This window comes from Nocardiopsis sediminis (assembly GCF_042650565.1).
In the GTDB taxonomy this organism is placed as follows: Bacteria; Actinomycetota; Actinomycetes; order Streptosporangiales; family Streptosporangiaceae; genus Nocardiopsis_B; species Nocardiopsis_B sediminis.
Map to the genome: position 1 here is coordinate 290,626 of NZ_JBHSBH010000007.1, position 13,774 is coordinate 304,399.

Here is a 13,774-nt window from a genome sequence, read left to right on the forward strand (position 1 = left end):
CCCCCCCCGCCGATATCGGTCAGGCGAACTCCAGCCCGTGCCCCGGGCCGGTGTCGGACGTTGCCCAGCCGGCGCGGATGCGCACGCCGCTGGGGTGGGTGAGGGCGCCCAGGGCGGCGAAGGAGGCGCGGTCGATGTCCTCCACCATCGAGACCAGCGGCACGCACAGGGCGAGCTGGGTGGACAGCTCCGGCAGCAGGTGCGGGGCGACCGGGACGCTGTGCTGGGCGGCGAGGTCGGCCACACGCAGGAACGGGGTGATCCCGCCGACCCGCACGGCGTTGGGCTGGGCGATGTCGCACACCCCGGCCGCCAGCGCGGCGCGGAACTCCCCGACCGTGCGCAGGTTCTCCCCGATCGCGAACGGGATGGCGGTGGTGCGGCGCAGCCGGACGTGGGCGTCGATGTCGCCGGCGGGCAGCGGCTCCTCGATCCAGTAGGGGGCGAACTCCGCGAGCGCGCCCAGGGCGCGGATCGCCGCGGGCAGGTCCCACCGCTGGTTGGCGTCGAGCATCAGCCGCCGCGACGGTCCCAGCAGCCGCCGGACCGCCGCCACCCGCCGCACGTCGCGGGCGAGGTCGGCGGAGCCCACCTTCATCTTCACCGCGTCGTGGCCGGCGTCGAGCCAGCCGCGGACCTGCTCCAGCAGATCGTCCTCCTCGTAGTCGAGGTTGACGCCGCTGCCGTAGGAGGCCACCCGGCCGCGCCGGCGGCCGATGCGCTCGACCAGCGGGGTGCCGGCGTCACGGGATGCAAGGTCCCACAGGGCGATGTCGACGGCGGCCATCGCCATGGCCGCCAGGCCCCCCGCGCCCGCCTCGCTCAGGTGGGCGGCGAGGTCGTCCCAGCGCGGGCCGGGGTCGGGGGTGCGGCCCAGGAGCGCCACGGGGCAGTCGTCCAGCAGCAGCGCCCGGACCGCGCGGGCGCCCACGCGCGGCGTCCACGCGAAGCCGGTCCCCGTGCGGCCGTCGCCGGTGGTGATCCGGGTGACGACGATGTCGTTGTAGGCCACCCCACCGTCCCAGGGCCGGTGCAGGTGCAGCCGGCGGATCTCGGCCTCCACGCGGGCGATCGTCCCGGTGCCGGTGCCAGGGCCGGGGTGAGGTGCGGCCGGGGTGGCGGGCGCGGCAGGGGCGGCTGCGGCCGGTCCCGTGCCCGGCGCAGTGGGGTCGGTGGTGTGCGGCACGGTGCCTCAGCCCCCCTTGACCGCGGTGAGTCCCGCGTCGATGATCGCCGCGAGTTCGTCCACCTCGGCGGCCGAGGGGTCGGTGAAGGGCGGCCGGACGCCGCCGACCTCCTCGCCGCGCAGCCGTACCCCGGCCTTGACCAGGGACACCGCGTAGCCCGGCGTGCGGTCGCGCAGGGCGACCAGCGGCCGGTAGAACACGTCGAGCAGGGTCTCGGCGAGCGGGTCCCCGGCGTGGAAGGCGCGGTGGAACGCCCCGGCGACCTCCGGGACGAAGGCGAAGGCCGCCGAGGAGTACAGCGGGACACCAATGGCGGAGTAGGCGGGAACGGTGATCTCCGCGGTCGGCAGCCCGTTGAAGAACGTGAAGTCGTCGCCGCGGTCCGCCCGGACAGCGGCGACGATGCGCGCCATCCGGTCGAGGTCGCCGACACCGTCCTTGATCCCGACGACGCCCGGCAGCCCGGCCACCGAGACCGCGGTCGCCGGGCTGAGGACCATGCTGCCCCGCTGGTAGACGATCACCGGGATCGGCACCGCCGACGTCACGGCGCGCACGTAGTCGACCAGGCCGCCCTGCGGGCCGGCGACCAGGTAGGGCGGGAGCAGCAACACGGCGTCGGCGCCGAGGTCGCGGGCGGCCGCGGCCTGCTCGATGGCGGTGCCCACGCTGCCGCCCGCGCCCGCCACGACCGGCACCCGCCCGCCGGCGGCGGCGACGGCGCGGCGCACGCAGCGGGCGTGCTCGTCGTTGGAGAGGGCGTGCACCTCGCCGGTTCCGCAGGCGGCGAAGACCCCGCCGGGCCCGTGCTCGAGGCCGGCGCCGATGTGGCGGTCCAGGGCGTCCTCGTTCAGCCGCCCCTCGGCGTCGAACGGTGTGACCGGGAAGAAGAGGATTCCGTCGAGCTGCATGGGCAGGTCCTTTGGCTCGTCAGTGGGGGATGGAGACGGACGCGTTCACGCGCCGGCGAAGGTCGTGTGTCGGCCCCGGGGCTCCGGCGAGGGCCCGACCGCGCCGGGAGCCCGGTCGCGCGACGCACGGGACCGTCGCGATCGGTCGTGTCGGCGCAGCCGCCGAGTCGTACCGAACGAAGCCGGCACGGGGGCGCCGCACCCGGGCGGAGACGGCGTCCGCCCAGGGGGCCGCCCGGCAGGCCGTCACCGCGGCGACCGCTCCGCCCGTCGACGGGGACCCGGGCGTGCGCCTCCGCTGCCGCCCGTGGCCGTGCGCGATCCGCGGCCGCGGGCGGTGGGGAGGGTGCGCCGCCATGGCCGTCAGACGACGTACTGGACGTGGCGGCGGGCGAGGGTCGCGATGACCTCGTGGCCGTCGGCGTTCCAGACGTCCTCGTTGAAGATCTCGACCTCGATGTCGCCGGTGTAGCCGGCGGCGTCGGTCACGCGCCGCAGCCGGCCCACGTCGGCGTGGCCGTCGCCGACCATGCCGCGCCCCAGGAGCTGGTCGGCGGGCAGCGGGAGCACCCAGTCGCACGCCTGGAAGGAGGCGATGCGCTCCCCCGCCCGCGCGATCTGCTCCTCGACCCGCGGGTCCCACCACACGTGGTAGGCGTCCACGACGACCCCCACCTGAGCGGCGGGGAAGCGCTCGGCGACCCCCAGCGCCTGGTCCAGGGTGGACAGCACCGCCCGGTCGGCGCAGAAGATCGGGTGCAGCGGCTCCAACGCCAGTTGCACCCCCCGCTCTCCCGCATAGGGCGCGAGTTCGGCGATGCCGTCGGCGACGCGCTCGCGCGCCCCGGCGAGGTCGCGGTCGCCCCCGGGCAGCCCGCCCACCACCATGACCAGGCACGGCGCGCCCAGCTCGGCGGCCTCGTCGATCGCGCGGCGGTTGTCGTCGAGCGCCGCGGCCCGGTCGGGGCCGGTGAGGAACCCGCCCCGGCAGTAGCTGGAGACGCGCAGCCCGGAGTCGCGCACGGCCCGCGCGGCCGCGGCGAGCCCGGCCTCGGCGACGGGTTCGCGCCACAGCCCGATGGCGGGCAGCCCGGCGCGCAGGCAGCCCTCGATCGCCTGGGCGAGGCTCCAGTACTTGACGGTGGCCTGGTTGAGCGAGAGCCGTGCCAGCCGGGGGTCGCCGGGCTCGGGGGTGGCGACCGCGGCGGGCGCGCCCGTGGGCACGTCACGCAGGGCCGTGCCGGGTGCGGGGGTCACGGCCGCACCCCCGCGACGTCGAGCAGCAGGCGCATGCGCGCCACCGCGGTGGCGGGGTCGGTGAGGACCCCGGCGGCGTCGGCCAGCCGGAACGCCTCGGCGAGGTGGGGCAGGTCGCGGGCGCTCTGGAGCCCGCCGACCATCGTGAAGCCCGGCTGGTGGCCGTTGAGCCAGGCCAGGAAGGCGATGCCGGTCTTGTAGTAGTAGGTGGGCGCGGCGAAGATGTGGCGGGCCAGCGGAACCGTGGGGGCGAGCAGGTCCCGGTAGCGGGCGGTGTCGCCGGAGTCGAGCGCGTGCAGGGCCGCGGAGGCGGCGGGGGCGATGGCGGCGAACACGCCGAGCAGGGCGTCGGAGTACCCGTTGTCGTCGCCGAGGATGAGGCCGGGGTAGTCGAAGTCGTCGCCGGTGTAGAGGCGGACCCCCTCGGGGAGCAGGTCGCGCAGCCGGACCTCCAGCCCGGCGTCGAGGAGCGACACCTTGATGCCGTCGATCCGGCCGGCGTGCTCGCGGATGAGGGCCGCGACATCGGGGATGGCGTCGGCCGGGTCGTCGTGGCCCCAGTACCCGGCCAGCGCGGGGTCGAAGGCGGTGCCGAGCCAGTGCAGGACGACGGGGCCGCGCACCTGCTCCAGGAGGCGGCCGTAAACCTTGGCGTAGTCCTCGGGGCCGCGCGCGCAGGCTGCCAGCGCCCGGCTGGCCATGACCACCGGTGTGGCCCCGGCGTCCTCGACCACGGCGAGCTGCTCGCTATAGGCGGAGATAACGCTTTCCAAAGTGGCGGTGCCGGTGTCGGCGCCCAGTTGATCGGTACCGGCGCCGCACACCAGCGCGGCACCGCGGCCGGCGGCCTCGGCGCCCGAGCGGCGGATCAGCTCGGCGGTGGCCGCCCAGTCCAGGCCCATGCCGCGCTGGGCGGTGTCCATGGCGTCGGCCACCCCCAGGCCGAGGTCCCACAGGTGGTGGCGGAACGCCAGCGTCGCGTCCCAGTCGAGGCGGGCGGGGGCGCCGGCGCCGTTGCCCGCCAGCGGGTCGGCGACGACGTGGGCGGCGGCGTAGGCCACCCGGGAGCGCGGCGGCGCGACGGGCCCGGCGGAGGCGGCGGGCCGTGCGAGCAGCGTGTGCTCGGCGAGGGTGCCGCCGGGGCCGGGCAGGGCGATGGTCAGGTCGCTCATGCGAGCTCGGCCTCCTCGATCTCCACCCGGCGCCCCGAGCTCGACGACGCCAGGCCGGCCTCGGCCATTTGCAGCCCGCGGGCGCCGGAGAGCAGGTCGTAGGGGAAGGGCGTGCCGGCGTGGACGTGGGAGAGGAACAGCTCCCACTGGGCGCGGAAGCCGTTGGCGAAGTCGGCGTTGTCGGGGACGCGGTCCCACTGGCTGCGGTAGTCGCCGGCCACGGCGGTGTCGGGGTCCCAGACCGCCTTGGGGGTCAGTGCGCGGTGCTGGATCCGGCATTCGCGCAGCCCGGCGACGGCGCTGCCCTCGGTGCCGTCGACCTGGAACTCCACCAGTTCGTCGCGGTCGACCCGGACGCACCAGGAGGAGTTGATCTGGGCGACGACGCCGCCGTCGAGCTCGATGACGGCGTAGGCGGCGTCGTCGGCGGTGGCGGCGTAGGGCTCCCCCTGCTCGTCGCGCCGCTCGGGGATGTGGGTGACGGCGCGGGCCGTGACCGCGCGGACGGGCCCGAAGATGTGCTCCAGCAGGTAGTGCCAGTGGGGGAACATGTCCAGGACGATGCCGCCGCCGTCCTCGGACCGGTAGTTCCAGCTGGGGCGCTGGGCCTCCTGCCAGTCGCCTTCGAAGACCCAGTAGCCGAACTCGCCGCGGATCGACAGCACGCGGCCGAAGAACCCGCTCTCGACCAGCCGGCGCAGCTTGAGCATGCCGGGCAGGAAGAGCTTGTCCTGCACGACCCCGTTCTTCACCCCGGCGTCGCGGGCGAGTTTGGCGAGCTCCAGCGCCGCGCCGAGGGAGGTGGCGGCCGGCTTTTCGGTGTAGATGTGCTTGCCCGCGGCGATGGCGGAGCGCACCGCGTCCTCGCGGGCGCTGGTGATCTGCGCGTCGAAGTACACCTCGATGGAGTCGTCGGAGAGGACGGAGTCGAGGTCGGTGCTCCACCGCTCGATCCCGTGCCGCTCGGCGATTTCGCGCACCTTGCCCGCGGACCGGCCCACCAGGACGGGTTCGGGTACGACCCGCGTTCCGTCGGGCATGACGACCCCGCCGGCCTCTCTGATCGCAAGCACCGACCTGGTCAAATGCTGCCGATACCCCATGCGGCCGGTGACGCCGTTCATGGCGACGCCCAGCACCCGCTCGTGCATACGTCCTACCCCTCTGTTTGAGAAAGCGCTTTCCAAGGTACTTTAACCGGCCTTCCAGCGCCAGAGACGCCGAGTCCCGCCTGCGCACCCCCGGAAACCGCGGGGACCGCCCCGGCCGGAGCGCGGCGACCGGTCTTCCGGCCGGGGCGGCGGATCACCGGCCGCGCCCGATGTCGGTCTCGACGTGCGTGCACAGCCAGGCGTGCTGAGCGTAGGCGACCCGCAGCGCGAGCGCGCGGCACCGGGTGCCGCAGTCGACCACGGCACTGACCTCGGTCACCCCGGGATGCTCGGCGCGCAGCAGGGTCCGCGTGACGCGCGGCCGGTGGCCCGACGCATAGCCGCCCGCCCGGTGCAGGAGCAGCGCATAGGCCCGCCGGGAGAACAGGTGGCGCATCTGCTCCGGCGCCCGCTCCCCCGCCAGCACCTCGGCGATGAACTGGGCGAAGTGCGAGAGCTGGCGGGCCCGCGGATCACGCGGCCCGGCGCCGGGGCCCGCCGGCGACCCGGCCCCCGGGCGGCGGGCCACGGGGCGGTGGCCCGCGCCGGAGGGGGACGAGGGGCGGCCCCCGCCGCCGGGGACGGGGCGGCGGGGGCCGGAGAGCGGCCGGTGCGGGTGCGGCGGCGTGGGGGAGGACGAGGGGGTCGGGGCCATGCAGGGAGTCCCTTCGCAATGGGGACCGCGCGGTCCGCCCGGGAGCCGGGGCCCGGGAGCGGCGGCGCGGAACCGGAGATCGGTGGCGGGCGGTGCGCCCGTCACCCACCCAGAGCCGCGGCGACCGTGCAAAAGCCACCTGGAATACCGGGTTTCTCGGCCCGCGCGGCGCCTTCACCCGCTGCACCCGCCCCGGCCTGCACGCTCCTCCCCCACCGACCACCACGGCCACCCCGCGACCACCGGCCCCTCGCCCCGGGAACCCACGGGCCGCGCCATGTTCCCGAAGGGTGCACCGGGCGGCCGAAACAACGGGGCCGGCGGTTGGGCATACTGCTGCGTGTGAGGCACAGGTATCTCGACCTCCCCGCGCCGATCGGGCTCGCGCATCGGGGCGGGTGGACCGTGGGCGACGACGGCCGGCCCCTCCGCGCGCTGGAGAACACCGCGGCCGCCTTCGCGCACGCCGTCGGCCTCGGGTACCGGTACCTGGAGACCGACGTCCACGCCACGCGCGACGGCGTACTGCTCGCCTTCCACGACCCCACGCTCGACCGCGCGACCGACCGCGGCGGCGCCATCGCCGACCTGCCCTACTCCGAGGTGCGCCGCGCACGCGTCGGCAGCGTCGAGCCCGTGCCCCTGCTGGAGGACCTGCTCGGCTCCTGGCCCCAGGCGCGCTTCAACATCGACATCAAGGCCGACCGCGCCGTGGACCCCCTCGTCGCCGCGGTGCGGCGGACCAACGCCTGGGACCGGGTCTGCGTGGGCTCCTTCCACCAGCGCCGGCTCGACCGGGCACGGCGCGCCTTCGGGCGCCCCGTCGCCACCTCGTGCGGGCCCGCCGACGTGGCCCGGCTCCGGCTGGCGTCGATGTCGCCCCTGCTGCGGGCGCTCGCGCGCGCCGGCGCGGCCTGCGCGCAGATCCCCCTGCGCGTCGGCCGCGGCTTCCCGCTGCTCAGCCGCGACCTCATCGCCACCGCGCACCGCCTGGGCCTCCACGTGCACGTGTGGACGGTGAACGACCCCACGCTGATGCGCCGCCTGCTCGACGCCGGGGTCGACGGGATCGTCACCGACGACGTCGTGGCGCTGCGCGATGTCCTGCGTGAGCGCGGCGCCTGGCACAATACCGGGCACACCGCCGCGTGAGACAGGAACCCCCCATGGCCCACCCACCCGAGGCGCCCGGCGCACCCGACCAGCCCGTCCCGGGCCCCGCCGAGAGGCAGCGGGAGCGGCGCGGCTGGTACATGTACGACTGGGCGAACTCGGTGTTCATGACGTCGGTCATCACCGTGTTCCTCGGCCCCTACCTGACCACCATCGCCGAGGCGGGGGCCGGCGCCGGCGGGCGGATCAGCGTGCTGGGCTGGTCCATGGACCCCACCGCGCTCTACCCCTACGCCACGTCCCTGTCGGTCCTGCTCCAGCTGATCCTCCTGCCCGCGGTCGGCGCGATCGCCGACCACACCGGGCGCAAGCGCGAGATGCTCGGCGGCCTGGCCTACCTCGGGGCCTTCGCGACCATGGGCCTGTACTTCGTCCAGGGGACCGGCTACCTGCTGGGCGCCGGCCTGTTCGTCCTCGCCAACCTTGCGTTCGGCGCGTCGGTGGTCGTCTACAACGCATTCCTGCCCGAGATCGCCACAGCCGATGAGCGTGACGACGTCTCCTCCCGCGGCTGGGCCATGGGCTACCTGGGCGGGGCGCTGCTGCTCACCGTGCACCTGGGGCTGTACCTGTCCCACGACAGCCTGGGCCTGGAGCAGGCGCACGCGGTGCGGATCTCCATGGCCTCGGCCGGCGTGTGGTGGGCCCTGTTCACGCTGATCCCGCTGGCCCGGCTGCGCAACCGCATGCGCGGCGGCGCGGCCCCCGTTGCCTTCGGCGACGCCGCCCCGGGCGCATCGGCGACGGCCACGGTCATCGCGAGCTTCGGCCAGCTCTGGCGGACCCTGAAGAGCCTGCGCGCCTACCCCGGGACGCTGGTCTTCCTGCTCGCCTACATCCTGTTCAACGACGGCGTCCAGACGGTGATCGCGTTCTCCGCGACCTTCGCCGACCAGGCTCTGCGGCTGGACCAGGGGGTGCAGATCGGCGCCATCCTGATGGTGCAGTTCGTGGCGTTCGGGGGCGCGCTGCTGCTGGGCGCCGTCGCCCGCCGGCTGGGCACCAAGCGGACCATCCTCGGCAGCCTCGTGGTGTGGGTGATCGTCGTGGGCGTGGCGCCGCTGCTCCAGGCCGGCTCCGCGGTGCAGTTCTTCCTCCTGGCCTTCTTCATCGCCATCGTCCTGGGCGGCACCCAGGCGCTGTCGCGGTCGGTATTCTCCCACCTCATCCCGCGCGGCAAGGAGGCCGAGTACTTCGGGCTCTACGAGATCAGCGACAAGGGGTCGGCGTTCCTCGGGGCGCTGACCATCGGTGTCGCGCTGGACGCCACCGGCGGCGACTACCGGCTGGCGATCCTGACACTGACGGTGTTCTTCGTCGTCGGCTTCGTGATCCTGTTCTTCCTCAACCTCCCGGCGGCGATCCGCGCTGCGGGCAACACCCCGCCCGAGCACGTCTGATCCTGCTCCGCCGCCATTACGTGCACCAATTCCAGAAACACCGAATTTCCGTGGCGAATGCCACACCCCCGCCATTGTGCGCCATTCTCCGCGAGGGGCACCGGGGGCCAGGGAGCGTGCCGCGCGCGTCACCGGGCGGCGGCTCTCCGTGTTCCGTGACAGGGTGGCCAAGCCTGGCCAGTCATTTGACCGGCGACCCGCGGCGGGTGAGGGTGGGAGCATCCCTGCGATAGGGCCCCGGTTATCGCGCAACGCCACGGAACCGCGGCTTCGTGGCCACCTCAGCCGCACACGGCCATGAGCCCGGCAAGCATTCCGTTCCGTTCGCATGCCCGGAGATTGAGTGAACGGAATTCGTCATGCTGCGTATCCACTTCTCCCCCGGAGATTGGCCGAAAACGCGGGTCGTTTCCCGTCCCGAACCCATGTGGGAGATCGTTCTCAGCCTGTACATGCTCGCCGCTCCCTCCGACGAGCTCGTGTTCGGCCAATGGCGCCGGCGCGTCCTGTCCCGGCTCCCGCCGGAGAGCCGGGTGCTGCTCGACCTCGTGCCGGCGGTCGGGTACTCGCCCGACTTCCTCAGCCCCCTCACCGACGGCCACGGCCTCCGGGAGGGGATCGACGAGGTGCTGAGCGCCCCGCGCCGGCGCATCGGCGGCGAGCTCGGCCTCCTCTTCGGCGACGACGAGCGCCCCGCATGGACGGATGGGCTGGCGCGCAAGGAGCCGCGTGCGGTGCGGGAGCTGGGCCGCGCCCTCAACGGCTACTTCGAGACGGCGCTGCGCCCCTACTGGGGGTATGTGTCCGATGTGGCCCGCGACAGCGCGGCGGCGGTCGCCACCCGCGACGGCCCGGCCGCCCCGATCGTCCGCGCGGCGACGGCGCCTGCGTCCCGTCCGCGCCCGCGCACGGTCGAACTTCCCTTCGGATACGACCAGGACCTGCACCTGCGTGGGCGAGGCCTGCTCGTGATCCCCGCGTTCTTCTGCGCCACCCGGCCGGTCACCTTCTTCGACCCGTCGATGCCGCCGGTCCTGATGTACCCGGTCGGCCACGCCCCGGTGTCCTTCCTCGCCCACGCATCGGAAGGCCCGAAGCCCGGCGGCGACGTCCTGGCGCGGCTGCTCGGGCGCACCCGCGCCGGCGTGCTGCGCGCGCTCGGCAACGACCACACCACCGGCGAGCTCGCCCGGGTCCTCGACATCTCGATCCCCTCGGCCAGCGAGCACGCCTCGCTGCTGCGCGCCGCCGGCCTCGTGGCCAGCGAGCGCGAGGGCAACACGGTCCGCCACCGCCTCACGGAGCTGGGCCTGCACCTGCTGCACCCGGCTCCGTGAGGTTCCTCCGCGGCGGGGTCAGCGGCGCCCGCGCCCGTCCCCGGCGTCGTCGAGCGCCGGGATCCGCTCGGCGCCGCGCGCCGCGATCCGCCCCTCGACCCCCGCCCAGCGCAGCAGGGCGCCGGTCGCGACCTCCCGGTCGGCGGCCTCCAGGCCGGCGATGTCGGCGCCGTGGTTGGCCTGCGGCGCCACGAAGTGCAGCGCCTCGCGCCGGGCTCCGTCGCCCACCCGGAACGGCTCGGCGCCCCAGGGGTCCCACTCCCCGTCGACGAAGAGGATCCGCTCGGAGCGGTGGGACACCCACCGGTCGATGTCGGGCATCGCCCGCCGGTCGAACGGGGCTCCGGCGAGGTCGTCGGTCAGGTAGGAGCGGGCCGCGAACAGGCCCGGGTAGCGGAGCAGGCCGTCGAGGTGGGCGGTGGGCACGCTGGGGCTGCCGAGCTGGGTGGCCGCCTGGTAGTAGTACGGCAGGTAGGGCTCGGTGCCCTGGTCGGTGTAGAACTCGAACCCGGCGACCTCGTCGAGGAACGCCGCGATGTCGTCGTCGGAGGCTTCGGGGCCCGGCACATCGGCGCACGCCTGCGGGGCCTGGTACTGCCAGAACGCCCACGGCGTGTCCAGGACGAGCATCTCGAAGGTGCGGTCGGCGCTGCCGATGGTCGCATCGAACGTCCAGCCGTTCTCGGCGGCCAGCTCCTCGTAGCGGTCCACGAGGCTCTCCCGGCGCAGCAGCGCTTCCCGTTGGAGGGTGCGCAGGTCCTCACGGCACTGGGGGTCGTCGCCGACGCTGTCGAAGAAGTCGACGTAGGCGCTGTCCTCGCGGTCGTAGGTGTCGTTGGGGGCGACGTAGGCGACCGTTCCCTCCAGGTCATCGGGGTAGAAGCGCCGGTGGTACACCGATGTCATCCCGCCCTTGGAGGCGCCGGTGGAGATCCACGCCTCCCGGTAGATGTCGTCGAGCGCGGCGATGAGGCGGTGGTGGTCGGCCGCGGCCTGCTCGATGTCGAGGTCGTCCCAGTCGGCGGGGTCGGGGCGCGAGGGCGAGAAGAAGCGCTGCTCGGTGGAGACCTGGTTGCCGTCGATGAGGCGGGTCGGCTCGGCCCGGAACGGGGTCGTGTTCACCCCGTAGCCGCTCGTGTGCAGCACGGTGGGCCGGTCGAAGCCGCGGTGCAGCAGGGTGAGCCGCTGCTCGAAGCCGCCGTCGCGGGGGCGGTCGTGGTCGGCGGGCTGGCGGTAGCCGAGGACGAAGTGGCGGAACCCGGGCTCGGTCTCCTGCTCACTGATGATCCGCAGGCCGGGGACGGCCGCGAGCCGGTCGGCGATGTCGTCCGCGGCCGGTGCGGGCGCACCCGCGGCCGGGGCCGCGGTCAGGGCCAGCGCCGTGGCGGTGAACAGGGCGGCAGCGGCGGTGCGCCACCGGGCGGCGGGGGGTGGTGGGGGGAACACCGGGTCGACCTCCTGGGCGAGACGTCGGACGCCGGCCCGGTCGGCCGACGGACCGATCATGGGGACCGCCCCGCGCCGCGTCAAGGCCCGCACCGGGCGGCCGGCGCACGCTGCGGACGGTTGCCGCGAGTGGGAAGAGGGAAGCGTGTTCGGGGAGTTGTCACGACCGAGGACCGTGTGAGGACACGGTCCGCGGCACGCGAGGAGAGCCATGCTGTTCGGTAAGGAACACGTCGACCGCTACCAGGAGACCGACGGCGAGGAGGGCCACGACTGGCAGGGCACCACGGTCCTGTTGCTGACCACCACCGGACGCAAGTCGGGGCTGGAGCGCACCACCCCGCTGATCTACCGCACCCACGGCGACGCCTACGCGATCGTGGCCTCCAACGGCGGCGCCACCGACCACCCGCTCTGGTACAAGAACCTGGTGGCCGAGCCCGAGGTCGGCCTCCAGGTCAAGGGTGACCGGTTCAGGGCACGGGCGCGCACCGCCTCGCCGGAGGAGAAGGCACGCCTGTGGCCGGCGTTCACGGCCACCTGGCCCTCCTACGACGAGTACCAGACCAAGACCGACCGCGACATCCCCGTGGTGGTCCTGGACCGCATCGCCTGACCTCACGGCCACCGGCACCGTCCCCGTTGCGGGGGCGGTGCCGCACCGCACGGCGACAGGGGCGTCGGCGGAACGGACGGACATCGGTTTGACCTCGCCCTTGGGGCAGGGCCCAGGCTGAAGGCGAACCGATCCGCTCCACACCGAGGAGGACGATGCGCACCACCCTCACCGCCGGCGAATTCCAGCTGCTGACCGGCTTGTCCGCCAAGGCACTGCGCCTGTACGCCGAACGCGGCATCCTGCCACCGGCGTTCGTCGACGCCGGCTCGGGGTACCGCCACTATGCCCCCTCCCAGATCCAGCACGGAGCCACCATCGGGCTGCTGCGTCGCGCCCGGGTGCCACTGTCGGAGCTCGCCACGGCGTCGGAATTCCCGTTCGGACAATGGCGCGAAGCCGTCCGGGTGCGCCGGCAGTTGGAGGACTTCTACCTCGACGTCGCCGAGCGGGTCGCCGCGTTCGATCCCGCTCGGTTCACCGCCCACACCCGCCCGGCACCGGCGCTGGAGTGGATCGGCGTCATCATCGGTCTCGACATCCCCGACGCCTTCGACGAACACGCCGAGGCCTTCACCGCGCTGTCCGTCAGCACGCCCGCCGTCGACGACGCCTTCGCCGGCGCCCTCGCCGAACTGGGCGCGGAACCCGCGCCCATGTGCTGGACCGCCGTCCCCGACACCGGCACGGGCGGCCCCGGCGCCCAGATGCTGCTGGCCCGCCCGTGGGCGGGTGGCGCCGATGAGCGCACGCGCGCGCTGATCGAGCAGCGTGTGCGGAGCGGCACGGGACAGGATGTCCGCGCCGTCGCCGGAACGCTGCCGCAACGCGACGAGGTCACCTTCGCGGCCGCTCAGGGCGATGAGTTCTCACCCGTCGATGAAGCCGCCTCCGGGTTCCTGCACGTTCTCGCGTTCGAAGAGCACGCCGCACGCCACGGCCTCGCCCGGCTGGGCCGCTCGGCCCGCCAGGTCGTCCATGGACCGTCGTTGTTCTCCGGTGATGCGCAGGGCGAACCGGTCAGCGTCTTCGACGCCCGGCCGGCCGGCGTTTCGTAGCGGCCCGTGCCCCCCGGTGGTAGCGGTCGCGGACGCGTTCGCGCCTCCACCGTCACCGTCCGCACATCCTATCCGCGCCGCCCGCCCGCCGGCCGGACCGCTCCCGCGTCGGTGCCCCGGCCGCGGCCCTCATCCCAGGCCGAGACCGCGGGCGCGGGCCGCGGCCGCTGCGCGGTTGGGGGTGCCGAGTTTGGCGAGGATGTTGGAGACGTGGACGCTCGCGGTCTTCGCCGAGATGAACAGCCGTTCGGCGATCTGGGCGTTGGTCCGGCCCTGGGCCAGGAGGCGCAGTACCTCCGTCTCCCGCGGGGTCAGCCCCTCCGGGGGCGGAGGGGCCGAGCCCCCGCCCTTGCCGAGGGCCACGCCCAGTCGGCGGGCCAGGTCGGCGGTACGGCCGGACAGCGGCTGCGC

Annotated in this window: 13 protein-coding genes; 5 read left to right on the top strand and 8 right to left on the bottom strand. The window is 74.4% G+C overall.

Annotated features, from left to right (window positions below; translation table 11 throughout):
* Window positions 1–19: 19 nt before the first annotated feature.
* The 6 genes from ACFOVU_RS10355 to ACFOVU_RS10380 form a co-directional block, all read right to left on the bottom strand.
* The gene (locus tag ACFOVU_RS10355) at window positions 20–1,072 is read right to left on the bottom strand and encodes a mandelate racemase/muconate lactonizing enzyme family protein (RefSeq protein WP_378532815.1); all 1,053 of its coding nucleotides are present in this window, start codon (window positions 1,070–1,072) and stop codon (window positions 20–22) included.
* A gap of 120 nt (window positions 1,073–1,192) precedes the next feature.
* Window positions 1,193–2,098: a 5-dehydro-4-deoxyglucarate dehydratase gene (locus ACFOVU_RS10360; protein WP_378532259.1), complete on the bottom strand. Its 906-nt coding sequence runs from the start codon at window positions 2,096–2,098 to the stop codon at window positions 1,193–1,195.
* Between the two features lie 363 nt (window positions 2,099–2,461).
* On the bottom strand, window positions 2,462–3,355 hold the full coding sequence (locus ACFOVU_RS10365; protein WP_378532261.1) for a sugar phosphate isomerase/epimerase family protein: 894 nt from the start codon (window positions 3,353–3,355) through the stop codon (window positions 2,462–2,464).
* Window positions 3,352–4,527, bottom strand: coding sequence for a dihydrodipicolinate synthase family protein (locus ACFOVU_RS10370; RefSeq protein WP_378532263.1), 1,176 nt, complete (start codon window positions 4,525–4,527; stop codon window positions 3,352–3,354). Before ACFOVU_RS10370 ends, ACFOVU_RS10365 begins: the two co-directional genes overlap by 4 nt.
* Complete coding sequence (locus tag ACFOVU_RS10375) at window positions 4,524–5,678, bottom strand: Gfo/Idh/MocA family protein (protein WP_378532264.1); 1,155 nt, start codon at window positions 5,676–5,678, stop codon at window positions 4,524–4,526. Before ACFOVU_RS10375 ends, ACFOVU_RS10370 begins: the two co-directional genes overlap by 4 nt.
* Window positions 5,679–5,832: 154 nt before the next feature.
* Window positions 5,833–6,333 carry an Rv3235 family protein gene (locus ACFOVU_RS10380; RefSeq protein ID WP_378532266.1) on the bottom strand — a complete coding sequence of 167 codons (501 nt, stop codon included), beginning with the start codon at window positions 6,331–6,333 and terminating at the stop codon, window positions 5,833–5,835.
* 342 nt (window positions 6,334–6,675) lie between these two features.
* On the opposite strand from ACFOVU_RS10380, the gene ACFOVU_RS10385 reads away from it, so the two are divergent.
* The 3 genes from ACFOVU_RS10385 (at window position 6,676) to ACFOVU_RS10395 (ending at window position 10,243) form a co-directional block, all read left to right on the top strand.
* On the top strand, window positions 6,676–7,485 hold the full coding sequence (locus tag ACFOVU_RS10385) for a glycerophosphodiester phosphodiesterase (RefSeq protein WP_378532267.1): 810 nt from the start codon (window positions 6,676–6,678) through the stop codon (window positions 7,483–7,485).
* A gap of 14 nt (window positions 7,486–7,499) precedes the next feature.
* Window positions 7,500–8,906: an MFS transporter gene (locus ACFOVU_RS10390; RefSeq protein WP_378532268.1), complete on the top strand. Its 1,407-nt coding sequence runs from the start codon at window positions 7,500–7,502 to the stop codon at window positions 8,904–8,906.
* A gap of 425 nt (window positions 8,907–9,331) precedes the next feature.
* Window positions 9,332–10,243: an ArsR/SmtB family transcription factor gene (locus tag ACFOVU_RS10395; protein WP_378532270.1), complete on the top strand. Its 912-nt coding sequence runs from the start codon at window positions 9,332–9,334 to the stop codon at window positions 10,241–10,243.
* A gap of 18 nt (window positions 10,244–10,261) precedes the next feature.
* On the opposite strand, the gene ACFOVU_RS10400 is transcribed toward ACFOVU_RS10395, so the two are convergent.
* Complete coding sequence (locus tag ACFOVU_RS10400; RefSeq protein ID WP_378532272.1) at window positions 10,262–11,749, bottom strand: S28 family serine protease; 1,488 nt, start codon at window positions 11,747–11,749, stop codon at window positions 10,262–10,264.
* A 151-nt stretch (window positions 11,750–11,900) separates the two neighbouring features.
* On the opposite strand from ACFOVU_RS10400, the gene ACFOVU_RS10405 reads away from it, so the two are divergent.
* Both ACFOVU_RS10405 and ACFOVU_RS10410 read left to right on the top strand, forming a co-directional pair.
* Entirely contained in the window at window positions 11,901–12,305 is a 405-nt protein-coding gene (locus ACFOVU_RS10405; protein ID WP_378532274.1) for a nitroreductase family deazaflavin-dependent oxidoreductase, read from the top strand.
* A gap of 155 nt (window positions 12,306–12,460) precedes the next feature.
* A complete protein-coding gene (locus ACFOVU_RS10410; RefSeq protein WP_378532276.1) occupies window positions 12,461–13,363 on the top strand; it encodes a MerR family transcriptional regulator in 903 nt (300 codons plus the stop codon).
* A 129-nt stretch (window positions 13,364–13,492) separates the two neighbouring features.
* On the opposite strand, the gene ACFOVU_RS10415 is transcribed toward ACFOVU_RS10410, so the two are convergent.
* Window positions 13,493–13,774 (bottom strand): helix-turn-helix domain-containing protein (locus ACFOVU_RS10415; protein ID WP_378532278.1); only part of this gene is annotated, 282 nt, incomplete at its 5' end.